General features: G+C 60.5%; 13 protein-coding genes. 7 read left to right on the top strand and 6 right to left on the bottom strand.

Features of this window, described 5'->3' with window-relative positions:
* Positions 1–2: 2 nt before the first annotated feature.
* Genes nuoI through HC757_RS01415 form a run of 6 tightly spaced genes read left to right on the top strand, consistent with a single transcriptional unit; the run spans position 3 to position 6,620 of the window.
* On the top strand, positions 3–518 hold the full coding sequence (gene nuoI, locus HC757_RS01440; RefSeq protein ID WP_169562473.1) for an NADH-quinone oxidoreductase subunit NuoI: 516 nt from the start codon (positions 3–5) through the stop codon (positions 516–518).
* The gene (locus HC757_RS01435; protein WP_211164221.1) at positions 515–1,168 is read left to right on the top strand and encodes an NADH-quinone oxidoreductase subunit J family protein; all 654 of its coding nucleotides are present in this window, start codon (positions 515–517) and stop codon (positions 1,166–1,168) included. The genes nuoI and HC757_RS01435 overlap by 4 nt, the downstream gene beginning before the upstream one ends.
* Positions 1,165–1,680, top strand: a complete 516-nt coding sequence (gene nuoK, locus HC757_RS01430; RefSeq protein ID WP_169562472.1) for an NADH-quinone oxidoreductase subunit NuoK — start codon at positions 1,165–1,167, stop codon at positions 1,678–1,680. Before HC757_RS01435 ends, nuoK begins: the two co-directional genes overlap by 4 nt.
* A 1-nt stretch (position 1,681) precedes the next feature.
* Positions 1,682–3,514: an NADH-quinone oxidoreductase subunit L gene (gene nuoL / locus HC757_RS01425; protein WP_169562471.1), complete on the top strand. Its 1,833-nt coding sequence runs from the start codon at positions 1,682–1,684 to the stop codon at positions 3,512–3,514.
* Positions 3,511–5,067, top strand: a complete 1,557-nt coding sequence (locus HC757_RS01420) for a complex I subunit 4 family protein (RefSeq protein ID WP_169562470.1) — start codon at positions 3,511–3,513, stop codon at positions 5,065–5,067. The genes nuoL and HC757_RS01420 overlap by 4 nt, the downstream gene beginning before the upstream one ends.
* Positions 5,064–6,620, top strand: a complete 1,557-nt coding sequence (locus HC757_RS01415; protein ID WP_211164220.1) for an NADH-quinone oxidoreductase subunit N — start codon at positions 5,064–5,066, stop codon at positions 6,618–6,620. Before HC757_RS01420 ends, HC757_RS01415 begins: the two co-directional genes overlap by 4 nt.
* Positions 6,621–6,623: 3 nt before the next feature.
* Here HC757_RS01415 and HC757_RS01410 read toward each other — a convergent pair whose 3' ends face one another.
* The 3 genes from HC757_RS01410 to HC757_RS01400 form a co-directional block, all read right to left on the bottom strand.
* Positions 6,624–7,436 (bottom strand): tRNA-uridine aminocarboxypropyltransferase, encoded by an 813-nt coding sequence (locus HC757_RS01410; protein ID WP_169562469.1) that lies wholly within the window; start codon positions 7,434–7,436, stop codon positions 6,624–6,626.
* A gap of 145 nt (positions 7,437–7,581) precedes the next feature.
* On the bottom strand, positions 7,582–8,895 hold the full coding sequence (pssA, locus tag HC757_RS01405) for a CDP-diacylglycerol--serine O-phosphatidyltransferase (protein ID WP_169562468.1): 1,314 nt from the start codon (positions 8,893–8,895) through the stop codon (positions 7,582–7,584).
* 10 nt (positions 8,896–8,905) lie between these two features.
* Entirely contained in the window at positions 8,906–9,238 is a 333-nt protein-coding gene (locus tag HC757_RS01400; protein ID WP_169562467.1) for a DUF1904 domain-containing protein, read from the bottom strand.
* Positions 9,239–9,613: 375 nt separating this feature from the next.
* On the opposite strand from HC757_RS01400, the gene dacB reads away from it, so the two are divergent.
* Positions 9,614–11,215, top strand: a complete 1,602-nt coding sequence (gene dacB, locus HC757_RS01395; protein ID WP_169562466.1) for a D-alanyl-D-alanine carboxypeptidase/D-alanyl-D-alanine endopeptidase — start codon at positions 9,614–9,616, stop codon at positions 11,213–11,215.
* 77 nt (positions 11,216–11,292) lie between these two features.
* On the opposite strand, the gene HC757_RS01390 is transcribed toward dacB, so the two are convergent.
* The 3 genes from HC757_RS01390 to HC757_RS01380 form a co-directional block, all read right to left on the bottom strand.
* Entirely contained in the window at positions 11,293–13,050 is a 1,758-nt protein-coding gene (locus HC757_RS01390; RefSeq protein ID WP_169562465.1) for an acyl-CoA dehydrogenase C-terminal domain-containing protein, read from the bottom strand.
* Between the two features lie 171 nt (positions 13,051–13,221).
* Positions 13,222–13,767 carry a DUF2058 domain-containing protein gene (locus HC757_RS01385; protein ID WP_169562464.1) on the bottom strand — a complete coding sequence of 182 codons (546 nt, stop codon included), beginning with the start codon at positions 13,765–13,767 and terminating at the stop codon, positions 13,222–13,224.
* A 56-nt stretch (positions 13,768–13,823) separates the two neighbouring features.
* On the bottom strand, positions 13,824–14,627 hold the full coding sequence (locus tag HC757_RS01380) for an SDR family oxidoreductase (protein ID WP_169562463.1): 804 nt from the start codon (positions 14,625–14,627) through the stop codon (positions 13,824–13,826).
* Between the last annotated feature and the right edge of the window lie 43 nt (positions 14,628–14,670).

Genomic DNA, 14,670 nt, shown 5'->3' with positions numbered 1-14,670 from the left:
TTATGTTAAGCCAAATCAGAACCTTAATTACTGTCTTCAGACATACCTTCACCAAGGCTGATACGGTCCAGTACCCTGAGGAAAAGCCCTACCTGGCCCCCAGATACCGGGGCCGCATCGTCTTGACCCGGGATCCCGACGGCGAGGAGCGCTGTGTCGCCTGCAACCTCTGTTCGGTCGCCTGCCCCGTCGACTGCATCTCGGTGCAGAAGACCGAGGCCCCGGATGGCCGCTGGCTGGCCGAGAGCTTCAGGATCAACTTCTCCCGCTGCATCCTCTGCGGTCTCTGCGAGGAGGCCTGTCCGACCCATGCGATTCAACTGACCCCGGACATCGAAATGGCCGAATACGACAGACAGAACCTGGTGTACGAGAAGGAACACCTGCTGATCAGCGGGCCTGGGAAATACCACGACTATAACTTCTATCGTCATAGCGGCAAGGCCATCGCCGGCAAGGGAAAGGGCGCCGCCGTGGGTGAGCGGGCCCCGATAGATACCCGGAGCCTGTTGCCATGATGGAGTCCTTGTTTATTGTCGCCGCCGGGCTCGCCCTGCTGGCCGCCTTGCTGACCGTCAGCGCCCACAATGCCGTGCATGCCCTGCTCTACTTGCTCACCATGATGCTTGCCCTGGCATTGATCTTCCTCATGCTGGGCTCGCCCTTCGCCGCGGCGCTGCAGGTGATCATCTATGCCGGCGCCATCATGGTGCTGTTCGTTTTCGTCACCATGATGCTGCACAGGGGTGAGCTCAGCCTGTCCGAGGAACGCAGGCTGTTTTACTTCAACATGGCCCGTGGCCCTTTGCTGCTCTCGGCAGTCTTGCTGCTGGAGCTGCTGGTGGTAATCACCCAGCTGCCCCCCGAATATGGTATGCAGGCACAGGCAACTGGCGCCCTGAGCGACGGGGCCGGCGCCACCAGTGCTTTGGTGGCGCCTGGCGACATCTCCGTCAAGGCCCTCGCCCGGCTGCTGTTCGGTGACTATCTGCTGCTGGTTGTCCTGGCGGCACTCTTGCTGTTAGCGGCGCTCGTGGCGGCCATACATGTCTCCCGCCTGCCACAGGCGGCCCCGGAGACAGCGACCGTAGCCGAGCCCCGGCCGATGCCATGCACTGGCACTGACACTGGCACTGGCAAGCAGACCAGCGACGAGGAGCCAAGATGAGCATAGAGAGGGTCTTATTGCTGAGCTTCGCCCTGTTCGCCATCGGGGTCTTTGGCCTGCTGAGCCGGCGTAACTTGATCTTCATGCTGATCTCCATCGAGATCATGCTCAATGCCATCGCCCTGCTCTTCATCGGCGCCGCCGGCTATCACGGCAACAACGACGGCCAGATCTTGTACCTGCTGGTGCTGACCCTCGCCTCCGCCGAAGTCACCCTGGGACTGGCATTGGTGGTACGCATGCACCGCCAACAGGTCCATGGCCGCCTCGGCCTCTCGAGCCTGGATGTCGACGCCCTCAATGAACTCACGGATGCCGCAGCCCAGGATTCGGGCGGAGTCTCGGACATGCCAGGGCCGGCACTGCCACAGACTGCCATGCCGGCTGGGCGCCTGTCTAAGGCAGACGCCATAGCCGCAGGCCCAAAGGTCGCTCCGGACATCATGAGGCCAAGAGCCACGGCACCGGACCCAGACCCAGACCCACAGAAAATGTCCCAGACGAGGAACTGATATGGACACTATGTTGCTCGCCATCCCCCTCTTGCCACTGCTGAGCTCACTGGCCCTGGTCTTGCTGCAGCCCGGCAAACGCACCACGGCTATCCTGGGCGTCGGCTCTGTGATGCTCAGCGCCATCCTGGTCGTCGGCCTGCAGCTACTGCTGTGGCAACAGACGCGCTTCGTCGAGACCGCCTCCTTCGGCACCTGGCTAACCACAGGCAGACTGGAGATAGGCCTGGGCCTGTACCTGGATGCCCTGTCGCTGGTGATGATTTCTGTGATCACCGGGGTCGGCGCGCTGATCCATCTCTTCTCCGCCAGCTATATGCGCGACGATCCCGACTACAGCCGCTTCTTCGCCTACCTGAACCTATTCGTCGCCGCCATGCTGATCTTGGTGCTGGCCGACAACTTGCTCCTGCTGTATCTGGGTTGGGAAGGCGTTGGCCTATGCAGTTATCTGTTGATCGGCTTCTGGTACAAGGTGCCGGCCAATAACGCCGCCGCCAACAAGGCCTTCCTCATGACCAGGATCGGCGATACCGCGCTCATGTTGGGGCTATTCCTGCTCTTCTATCGCTTCAACAGCCTGAACATCGCCGAGATCCAAACTGCAGCCACCGAGCTCCTGGGTGCCGGGGCCACAGGGGAGCCGCTGCTGGGCCTGAGTTGCCTGCTGCTATTCGCCGGCGCCGTCGGCAAGTCGGCACAGTTGCCGCTGCAATCCTGGCTGCCCGATGCCATGGCGGGCCCCACCCCGGTCAGCGCCCTGATCCATGCGGCGACCATGGTGACCGCGGGTGTCTACTTAGTGGCCAGAAACTACCCCCTATTCGAGCTGGCCCCGGCCGTGCTGCTGCTGATCGCCACCATAGGCTGCCTGACCCTCTTGCTCGGCGCCGGCTCGGCGCTGGTGCAAACGGATCTCAAACGCGTGCTGGCCTATTCGACCATGAGCCAGCTGGGCTACATGTTCCTCGCCTTGGGGATCGGCGCGCCCGCCACGGCGATCTTCCACCTGATGACCCATGCCTTCTTCAAGGCCCTGCTCTTTCTGGCCGCGGGCTCGCTCATCTACAGCCTGCAGCACCAACAGAACATCCTCAAGATGGGCGGCCTGTGGAACAAGCAGCCGCTGCTGCTCGTCGCCTTCGGTGCCGGCTGCGCCGCCCTGGCCTCCCTGCCTATGACCTCGGGATTCTTCAGCAAGGAAATGATCCTCGAAAAGACCGCCGAGTCGGGTCATCCTCTGCTGTGGCTGGCGGCGGTGACTGGCGCCTTCATCACGGCGCTCTACAGTGCCAGACTCTTCTACCTCATCTTCTTCGGTCGCCAGCAGACCCAGCTCAGCCACGACTTGCCCGGGAGCATGACCTGGGTATTGCTGATCTTGACGGCGCTGGCGCTCCTGGGGGGCATAGAACCCCGGGGCTTGAGTGTGCTGCTGCCGGGATCGATTGCCACCCCAGAGGCACAGCTTGGCCCGCTGCAGCACTGGCTGCCGCTGCTACTGCCGCTGCTGGGGATAGGACTCGCCTGGTGGCTGTTCAGCACTGGGGCGTTCACGCGTCCGAGCGGCCCAAGGCTGACACCCTGGGTGCTATTCCTGCGCGGTGGCTGGGGCATGGATACCCTCTACTTGAGGCTGTTTGTCGATCCCTTCGTGCGCCTCAGCCACCTCAATCGCCATGATGTCATCGACAAAGGCTATGGCCTGCTCGCCGGCACTACCTGTGCCTTGCACCGCCTGGCCGGTCGTTTGCAAACGGGCCAACTGCGCGGCTACGCCGCCAGCATCATTCTCTTCTGCCTGGCCGGCATAGCTTGGGGGATACTGGGATGATCTTACTCTGGCTCATTTTGCTCCCACTCATGGGTGGCGCCCTGGCCTGGTATGCCGAGCGCTTCGACGCCAGGCTGCCGGCCTGGATAGCCCTGGTTTCCCTGCTGTCATGCCTGGGGTTGCTGTTGCCGGAAGTGCTTGCCGACCCTGCGGCCGGGCTGCGGTATGGCCTTTGGCTGCAGGATGTCGCCTGGGAGTGGATCCCCAGGTTTAACATCCAGCTGCACCTGGCATTGGACAACATAAGTCTGCTGCTGGTGTTGCTGACGCTGTTGATGGGCCTGGTGGCCCTATCCTCCGCCTGGGAAGAGATCGTTGAGTATAAGGGCTTCTTCTATTTTAACTTTCTCTGGAGCCTGGCCGGGATCCTCGGGGTATTCCTGGCGATGGACATGCTGCTCTTCTTCCTGTTCTGGGAGGTGATGCTGGTGCCCATGTATTTCCTGATCGCCATCTGGGGTCATGAGAATCGCCGTTATGCGGCCATCAAGTTTTTCCTCTTTACCCAGGCCGGTGGCCTGCTGATGCTGCTGAGCATCATAGCCCTGGTGTTGGTGCATTATCAGCAAACGGGTCTGCTCAGCTTCGACTACCAACGCCTGCTGGCCGCGCCCATCACCTCGGCATCGGCCAGGTGGATCTGCCTCGGCTTCATCCTGGCCTTTCTGGTGAAATTGCCCGCCTTCCCCTTCCATTCCTGGCTGCCCGATGCCCATACCCAGGCGCCGACCCCGGCGAGCGTCATCCTGGCCGCCGTGCTGCTCAAGACTGGCGGTTATGGCCTGCTGCGCTTCGTGTTGCCCCTGTTTCCCAGCGCCAGCCACTACTTTGCCCCGCTGATGCTGACCCTGGCGGTCATAGGCATAGTCTATGGCGCCGTGATGGCCTTCAGCCAGACGGATATGAAACGCCTGGTGGCCTATTCGAGCGTCAGCCACATGGGCTTCGTGCTGCTGGGATGCTTCTCTTTCAATCTGCTCGCCCTGCAGGGGGTGATGCTGCAGATGCTGGCCCATGGGGTGAGCACCTCGGCGCTGTTCGTGTTGGTGGGCATGGTGCAGCATAGGCTGCATACCCGGGATCTCAATAAGCTCGGGGGCCTATGGCAATGCCTTCCCAGGCTCAGCGCCATGGGACTCTTCTTCGCCATCGCCGCCCTGGGGATGCCTGGGTTGGGCAATTTTGTCGCCGAGTTTCTGGTGCTGCTGGGCGGATTCGAGCAGCATGCCGGCTTCAGCATACTGGCGGCATCCGGACTGGTCCTGGGCGCCATCTATTGCCTGCGGATGATCAGTCAAAGTTTCTGGGGCCAGCTGCTGTTGCCCAGGGCCGCCGGGGCGCTGGCCTCGACCGGTCCCGACTCACAGACGCCGCCCAGCGGCACTTTGGCCGCGGCTGCAGGCACAAGCGCCATCCCGGCGGATCTCAACGCCAGGGAAGCCATGACCCTGGCGATGATGGCATTGGCGCTGCTGGGGCTTGGGCTGCATCCTCAGCCCCTGTTGAGCGAACTGAACGCCGTCCTGTCGGCGCTGCTGGAGGCTGCCTCATGAGTATCGAGCTGTTCACCTATCTCAGCCAGGAAACCGGGGCAGGAATCACGCCCCATTACCTGCCGGGGATCATCATCACGGCCGCCTCGCTATTGTTGTTGCTAACCATCTCGGTCAAACGCTCCCATGCACTGGCGGCTGCCATCACGGGCGCCGGACTCGTCCTCGCCGCCCTGGCACAACTTGCCCTGCTCCAGGCCCCTGCCGCTTCGGGTAGCCTATTCCACTTCGACGCCATCAATACCCTGTTGAGTCTGCTGCTCTTGTTGCTGCTCATCTTTCTCTGGGCGCAAATGCCCGGCTGGTTGGCGGGCCAGGAGGAACCCAAGGAGGAATATTATCTGCTGTTTCAGCTCGCCGGCCTCGGCGGTTGGGCCATGCTGGCCAGCAATCACTTTGCCAGCTTCTTCCTGGCGTTGGAGCTGATGAGCCTGTCGCTGGTGGGCTTAATCTCCTACAGGGCAAGCCTGTCTGACAGCCTGGAGGCCGGGATCAAGTATCTGGTGTTGTCCTCGCTCGCCTCGGCGCTCATCCTCATGGGCATGGCACTGCTCTACCTGCAGAGCGGCAGCCTGGCGTTCGACGCTGTTTTCACGCCTGTGTCGCAGGAGCCACAGGTATCGGCCTATGGCATCACGGCAGCCGTGTTCATCATCACGGGGCTGATGTTCAAGCTGTCTTTGGTGCCATGTCATCTCTGGGCGGCGGACATCTTCGAGGGGGCGCCATTGCCCAGCACTGCGCTGCTGGCCGTGCTCTCCAAGCTGGCGAGTTTTATTCTGCTGTGGCGCCTGTTCGGTATGGCGTTCTGGTATGACAATCCCTTGCTGATGCAGCTCATCGCCCTGGTGGCCGCCGCCTCCATGCTGCTGGGCAATATCTTGGCATTGCAACAGCGGCAGTTGCTCAGACTGCTGGCCTTTTCCTCCATCGCCCATTTCGGCTATCTGCTGCTGACGCTCTTGCTGCTCGGCCGCCCCGAGTCGGCCGGCCAGGCGCCAATAGCGACCTCACCCCTGCATGCCGGCTCAGGCATCAATGCCGGCATGGGCCTGGTGACCGAGGCACTGCTCTTCTATCTTATCGCCTACCTGCTGACGCTGACGGCGACCTTCTCGCTCCTGTTGCGTCTGCGGCACATCAGTCGCCTGGAGCAGCTCAGTGGTTTGTTCTGGTATAAGCCCTTGACCGCCGCGGCGCTGGCGATCCTCATGCTATCCTTTGCCGGTGTGCCCCTGACCCTGGGATTCGTCGGCAAGTTTTACCTGCTCAGTGCCGCCGTCGCCGGGCAGCTCTGGTGGCTGCTGTATGTCCTGGTCATCGCCAGCGTCATAAGCCTCTTCTACTACCTCAGGGTGATAATGGTGATGCTCGAGCGCCGGGGTGAACCCCGGGATCTCGGGAAGGCAGCGGCTGCCTATGGGGTGAGCCTGCCCATGAGGCAGACCGGCCTGGCAGAAACCTTGCTGAGCAGCCTGGTGATACTGCTCATCGTCGGCCTGGGCACTTTCCCAGGCCAACTGGCCACTTATCTCAACAGCCTCATCCCCTGAGCCCTATCGTGCCAAGGCATGGGCCTCTTGTGCCGTGGCATGGGCCTGTTCGAACGCCTCTATGTACTCTGTCAGGGGCTGCAACTGGGCATGGTTGCGCCTGTTGCGGCATAACAGCGAGGTCTCGATAAATAAGTCGAACCAGGCGTTCAGTGCCCTGGCGTTAGCCGCTTCCCCCATGACCGCCAGCGCCATGGCGGCCACTTCGGCGGTACCGAACTGGAAGTCACGACTGCCCTTGCGCAGCGCATAGGCCGCCACTGTGCCGGCATCGAAAGACAACATGGGCAAGTGCTGCAGATAAGGGCTCTTGCGAAACATTTTTATCGCCTCGCGCCAGCTGCCATCGAGCATGACAAACAAGGGCCGGGACACGGCCGAGTCTGTTGCAGGCCCTGTTGCAGGCTCTGTCCCCGACGCCGCAGCACGGGGCGCCGGCAGCCGGCTCAGCACAGGCTGATCTGGGTGGGCATATTCGCCGGGAAACACCAGGTAGGGCCGATATTGGGGATCTTGCAGTATCGCCAGCAGCTCAGGGGCAATTTGGGTCCGCGACCAGATGAAGGCGTGGGTATCGGGGATCAAGTCTGCGATCAGCCTGCCGCTGTTGCTCGGTTTCAACACCTCATCGTCATACATGATCAACAGGAAACTGGCGCCGCTGAGCAGCGGCTTGCGATGACTACAGATGCAGAAGGCCTGGCCCATCAGGCATTGCTGGCAACGGACCAGGTTTTTCCCCCTGGCGCCATAGGGCTTGGTCGACAGCGCCTTGCGATGCTGGTAGAGGCGATGAACCGAGTGTGCTGCTGCCATGTTGGCCTTCTATGTCACTGAATCTATGTCACTGAATCTATGTCACTGAATGTGATGCTGTCGATCTATTCGCTGTATTCAACAAGCATAGCCAAACTGCAGGCACCGCGGCGCTCAAGGGCCGCAATGCCGGAATGCACTTGGGTCAGAGGATGCGACGCAGCAGAAAATCCGCCTTGAGCCGCCGAATGCGGTTCATCAGCTTCTTCACCGGCGCCGGGTAGCTCTGCAGCGTCTCTATTTGGCTGTAGTGATACAGGCGCTGGGTATGCTCCAGTATATGGGCCTGCTCCTCGGCGAACCCCTGCCGCCAGCTGCCGGTTTCGTCCTGCAACAGCAGGCCATTTTCCAGATCCAATGCCCAGGCCCTGGGATTGAGGTTGGAGCCTGTGATCAGGTGTTTGTTGCCGTCGGCACTGATGCCCTTGAGATGGAAACTGTTCCTGTCATGACGCCACAGGTGGATGTTGAGCTGCCCGGAATCGACCGCCCACTGGTGCCGCTTGGCGAACTTTCGCAGCGACTGCTCATACATATAGGGCAAGGCGCCTATGGTGGAAAATTCCCGCTCCGGCGGAATATAAAAATCATTCGCCGTCTTGTCACCCACCACTATGTCTATGCGTTTTCCCTTGCGCAGATGCCGGGCCAACGCCCGCACCAGGATGTAAGGCGGATTGAAATAAGGAGTGCAGATGAACAGTGACTCCCTGGACTCGTCGATCAAGGCCAGCACGACCCTGTTCAGTGCATTGTGCTTGCGCCCCAGTCCCAGCAAGGGGGTGACTCTGTTGCCCGAGTGCGCCGCTTCGAAGTCATAATGCACCTGGGACAAGCGCAACTTAAGGCTGCGCACCTCCTGTTTGGGCGGCAGGACTTCATCGGCGGCGCTCTGGGTCAGGGAACTGACAGCCGTATCTTGCACCAGATGGGTCTGGACCATGGCGCGCATGCTGGCGGCGAGTTCGGCCGACTCGAGCAGATGATAGCGATCGAACCTGTATTTATCCTGTTGCTGCAGATAGATGTTGTTCAGGCTGGCACCGCTGTAGATCACCGCATCGTCTATGATGAAACCTTTAAGGTGCAGCACCCCCATGAATTCACGGGACTTCACCGGCACCCCCAGGATCTCGATCGGGTGCTCGGCCGCCGCCATGACACTGCGGTACATGAGATAGTTACCCGAATCGCCCTTATGGCCGATCAGACCACGACGGGCACGGTGAAAATCCACCAACACCTTGATGTCCAGCGCCGGATTGGCAGCCTTGGCAGCCATCAAGGCCGCCAAAATCTCCCGCCCCGCCTCATCATCTTCGAGATAAAGGGCGGCCAGGGTGATGGCCTTGGTTGCCTTGGCGATGCGCGCCAGCAGCTCGGCCTTAAATTGGCCCGGTGTTAACAGCCAGTTTAATGCACTGGCCTGTATGGGTATTCCACCTAGCTTCTCGAGCAAGGTATCCTCCTTAAAAATGCTGACCGTCTCGGTAGTAGGCACTGGGATCCAGGGTGACAAACATCACCGCCAGGCGTTCGAGTCCGGGATGCGCCCGGCCGACCGCCTGTCTGATAACCTGCTCCACCCTGTGATGTGTTTGCCTGTCTTTGGGAAACCAGAGCACTTCGACTTGGGTGAAGCCAAGCTCAAGCTCGCCGTGGCGATAACTGCGGCTGGGGATCCACTCCAGGGTAAAATTTTCCGCCTTGGCGCCACACAGGCTCGCCAATTCATCCAACAGATGCCGGCTGATGCCTGCGACCGCCTCTTCAGGCAAACCACGCATTCGTATATGGGGCATGAAACGTTTCCTTAGGCGCAGGCACAGGCTCTAGCGTGGCCGTCACCGACGTCGTCGAATAGAAAATCACTACCGAGAATCATGAGGGGATAGAAATTACCGACTTCACCGGCCGCGGGCAAGGCTTTTCTCGCTAAAGCGCAGGATAAGACCGTGGTTTTGCTTGTAAAATAGCCATGCCGCCCGCCGCAGTAGCCGGATGGCCCCAAGTTGAGCCGCCGCCGGCGTCCGGGTAAGGAAAATGTCACTCTCCCGGACGGGCATTTCAGGCTACACTCAAGGCATTCGACCCAGGGAAACTGAGATAACAATGACGCCGCGCCAATCGGCAACAGACCAGCCGGCATGACATAACAAACCAACAGGGACAATAATGTGACTCCAAAGCATCCCCGGACTCTGGCCTCGGCCTGCATCCTCGGCTGGGCACTGAGCAGCGGCTGGGCGTCTGCAGGCTCGACCCCGGATTTAAGCCGGTTATTGAGCGCCATCAATCCCCCCCAGTCGCAGACGGCACTCCTGGTAAGGCCAATGGCAGCCGGACACAGTGAAGCCATTCTCAGCCAGAATGCCGACACTCTGCTGCTGCCCGCCAGTACCCAGAAGCTGTTGACCGCCGTGGCGTCCATGGCGCAGCTGGGGAGAAACTTTCGCTTTCAGACCCAGATCTATGCCGATGCCCTGCCGAGGAAAGGCATACTCGAGGGTAACCTCTACATCAGTTTCAGCGGCGATCCCAGCCTGACCCGCGAGGATCTGCGGTTGCTGCTCAAACAAGTCACAGGGCCAAGGAGCCAGACTCCGACACCTGCACTGGCACCGGCTCTGACACCGGCCCTGAAACGCATCCAAGGCAATATCTATCTGGTCGGCAGCAAGCAGGCACAACTGCAGGCGCCGGGTTGGGTATGGGACGATCTCGGTATCTGCTTTGCGGCCCCTGTGTCGAGCTTCATCATAGACAAGAACTGCATCCAGGGACAGCTGCAGCCCAGCCATGGCGGCGGTCAGACCGGCAGTCCGGCCAGCCTTCCAAGCAGGGTGAGATTCGCCGACTATCTGCCGGTGCGCATCAGCAGCGATGCCGTGTTCGACACCCAGGCCAGGCGGCCCTTCTGCAACCTGGCGCTGCAGCGACTGGCGAACAACAGCTACCATATCGGTGGCTGCCATAAGGGCCGGCAACCCCTGCCCCTGGCGATCGCCGTCACAGATCCCGGGGTGTTTGCCCAGGAAACCCTGCTGCAACTGAGTCAGGCTCAAGGACTGAGCTTAAGCGGTCAACTGGGATTGTTGCAACGCCTGCCCAATGACGTCAGCCTGCTCGCCAGTCATAGCTCGGCGCCGCTGCCCGAGCTGCTCGATACCATGCTGCTCGATTCGGATAACCTCATCGCCGACAGTCTGCTGAAACAATTGGGCGAGAGTGTCTACCATCAGGCGGGAAATTTCGACAACGGCGTCGCCGCCATGCGCAAGATACTCACGGCCCTGGGCATAGATCTCTCCGGCGCCCAGCTCGTCGATGGCTCGGGCCTGTCGCGCTATAACCTGCTCAGCGCCAGCCAACTCGCCGCCGTGCTCGGCCTCATGTACACAGACGCCCGCTTCAAGGACTTGCTCGATTCCTTGCCTGTGGCCGGGGTCAGCGGCACCCTCAGATACGGCAGGCATTACACCAGGGCGCCGTTGAAACAACATGTCATCGCCAAAACGGGCTCCATGCAGGGGGTCGCCAATCTCGCCGGTTTCGTGCGCTTGGGGGCCAACAGAGATTATCTGGTGGTGGTGCTGGAGAATGGCCTCAGCCCCCAGGCGAAGCAGCAACAGCAGGCCCCATTCGGCGCCTTATTCCTGCAGGGGTTGATCGACTCGTTGGAGCATGACGATGGACATGACAGACGTCTTGGCAAGGTCGAAGCCGAGCGCCCAGGCAAGGCGCAAGACAAGCAACTGGGTCAGCCGGCGGCCGAATGACCCAGCCAACAGCGCCAGCCGCTCACGCCGACATAAAAAAGCACTCTAACGAGTGCTTTTTCGGTCAGGGCCAAAGATCAGAAGAATTCTGCCGGCATCGCCATGATGGCGCTGTCGCCCGCATTGACCTGAGCCAGATGCCAGTCTGCCTTGGGCAATAGCTTGTCGAAATAGAAATTCGCCAGATAGCGCTTCTGCGCGCCGAAGTCGGGGTCCGGATGAACCGCCGCCGCATCCGCCATCAGCAGCCAGTAGAAACCGTACAGGCTATAACCGAAGGCGTCGAGAAAATCGACGGCGCAGGCATTCACCAATGCCGGCTGGCTGCGCTTATGCCGATTGATATAGTCGGCGGCAGCGAGCAGGCTATCCAGGCGTTCAGTCACTGCCTGCTTGTGGGCCGGCTCGACCCGGCTGAGATCGCCAATCTGAGTCCGCAGATCGCCAACGAAGGCCGTCAGGGCCGCCAGATCGTCACCCGTGGTCTTGCGGCCGAGGAAGTCTATCGCCTGGATGCCGTTGGTGCCCTCATAGATCTGCGCTATGCGGGTATCACGCACCAGCTGTTCTATGCCTGTCTCGCGAATATAGCCATGGCCGCCAAACACTTGCTGCGCCATTATGGTGGCATCCAGGCCCCGATCCGTGAGGAAGGCCTTGGCAACCGGTGTCAGCAGGCCGACATTCGCCGCCGCCCTGGCCTGCAGCTCGCCTTCGCCATACTTGGCCAGATCCAATTGCTGGCCGGTATAGACGGCCAGCGCCCGACCGGCCTCGGTCATGGCGCGTATGGTCAACAGCATGCGCCGCACATCGCCATGCACCAGGATAGGATCCGAGGTGCTGCCGGTGGGAGAGCCGCCGGCGGCAATCCCTTGTTGTCTTTCCTTGGCGTAATCTGCCGCCATCTGATAGCCGGCCTGGGCACTGCCGAGCCCCTGGATACCTATCGCCAGACGCTCATAGTTCATCATGGTAAACATGCACACCAGGCCGCGATCCGCCTCGCCTATCAGGTAACCCCTGGCATCGTCGAAGTTCATCACACAGGTGGCCGAGGCTTTCAGGCCCATCTTATGTTCTATGGCGCCGACACTGACGCCGTTGCTGCCGCCGAGCTCACCCTTGGCATCGACGGTCAACTTAGGCACCAGGAATAGGGAAATGCCCTGAGATCCCGGCAATTTTGCCAATACCAGGTGGATCACATTGTCTGTCAGGTCATGATCGCCACCCGTGATGAAGATCTTGCTGCCATTGATGAGATAACTGCCATCGTCCTGGGGCACGGCGCGGGTGCGTATGTTGCGCAGATCCGAGCCGGCCTGGGGCTCTGTCATGTCCATGGCACCCGACCATTCGCCCGAGTAGAGCTTGGGCAGATAGGTTTGCTTGAGTGTCTCGCTGCCATGGGCCTTGATGCAGAGGGCGGCGCCCGCCGTCAGCGAGCCGTACAGGGTGAAGGCGTTGCAGGCGCTGTAGGCCATCTCGTCGACCAGGACGCCGAGCATCTTGGGCATGCCCATGCCGCCGAATTCCGGCTCGCCGCACAGGCCGACCCAGCCGCCCTGGGAATATTGCTCATACACGGCCTTGAAACCATCCGGGGTTATCACCTTATCGCCCTGATGCAACACCCCTTGCTCATCGCCGCTGCGATTGAGTGGGTGGATCAGCTCGCTGCTGATCTTGGCCGCCTCCTCCAGGATGGCCAGCGCTGTGTCCAGGTCGACGGCTTCGGCAACGGCGGGCAAGGCCGCCCAGGTATCGGGCGCGGCGAAGACCTGTTCTAACAGGAAACGCATGTCGGTCAATGGGGCTTGGTATGGATTCATCCTTCGGCTCTCAAACGGGAGATTTAAACAGTTGTTTTAATTTATACCAGTTCAGTCCATAACGCAATCCGGCAAGCCGCACAGAATGAGCCGCGCTAAAAGAAAAGCCCCGGGGAATACCCGGGGCTCGAGAGACACACTTACTGCATCAGCCTCATATGAGGCGGCGTCTTACCACATGAGATCGTCAGGAATGGCATAATCTGCATAGGGATCATCTTCGACCACTTGGGCCTGACTGTTATCCTCCTGGGTCCAGAGATAACCGCACCACTGAGGTACCAACAGCTTAACCCGCTCCGCCAATTTATGGGGCACCAGGTAGCTCTTGTCTTCATACCTGACTATGCCCAGCTGCCCCTTGAGCAATTCGCCTTGCAACTTGTCATCCAGATAGACGGAGTAAATCTTATTCTCCAGGGTATAGTTGAACTTGACCTCGGCATGACTGGGGAGCTTGATGGCAAACTTGGTGAATTCTGTGATGAGTCCCCGCACCTGGCCCTTCTCGCTCGCCTCGCGGAAACGTTGTTCGTTGAGCGCCTTATCTTTCTCGGCCTGCTGCTGCTTACGGGCGGCAATTTCCTGCTTCAATGCCGCCGAGCCATCGTCGACCTTGGATTTCTTGTCACGGCGTTTCTGGGTCTTCACGTCCCGTGCTTTCTGTTTACTCGCCAGCCCAGCCTTGAGCAGCTGTTCCTGTAATGCATTGGCCATCTTTATTACCTATCTCAATAAACTATTTGTGTCCGCTGTGCGCTATTTTATCACAGTTATTTGGCCGCCAAAGCCCCCAATGCCGCCATGGCACTGCTGGCGCCACCCAAAGACCAGCCGCCGTCGACCGGCACCACAGCCCCCGTGATATAGCTCGCCAGATCCGATGCCAGAAACAGCGCCGCATTGGCTATATCATCCCCTGTGCCGTTGCGTTTGAGCGGCACGCTCTGGGCCACCTGAGCTTGCAATTTCTCACCCGGCGCCAGGCGATTGAAACCTTCGGTCCCGGCAATGGGGCCAGGCACTATGGAGTTGATGCGCAAGCCTTCGGCGCCCCACTCCATCGCCAGGGTGCGGGTCAGCATGTCGACCCCGGCCTTGGCGGCACACACATGGACCTGCATCGGCATGGCGATGAAAGCCTGGGGCGCCGAGATCTGTATTATGCAGCCCTTGGGCCGCCTGAGTAGGGGATAGGCCTGCTTGAGCACCTGGAAACTGCCGAGCAAGTCTATGTCCATCACAGACTTGAAGCCATTCTCCGACAGGTTGGCCGCGCTCGCGGGAAAGTTGCCGGCGGCGCCGCTGACGAGCACGTCTATGTGGCCGAAGGCCGCGGCTATGTCGGCAAAGCCGGCCTTGAGGCCCTCGAGATCGCGCACATCCAAACTGACCCCGAGATGGTGACCGTTCGGATTCGCCAGTTGCAACTGGGCTAAGGCGGCATCGACCTTGGTCTGGCTGCGACTGGCCACGGCGACGCTGGCGCCGGCCCCGGCGAAGGCCAATGCGATGGCGAGGTTGATGCCGCTGGTGCCGCCTATGACGACAACTTTCTTACCTTGGTAATCAAACATCTCAGTCTCCTTGTCCCTTGTCCCTACCGCCAGCTATGAGTCT

The organism is Shewanella salipaludis (genome assembly GCF_012911865.1).
Classification (GTDB): Bacteria; Pseudomonadota; Gammaproteobacteria; order Enterobacterales; family Shewanellaceae; genus Shewanella; species Shewanella salipaludis.
Note: the sequence above shows the minus strand (reverse complement) of the source record. Positions and strands in the feature narration are given on the sequence as shown.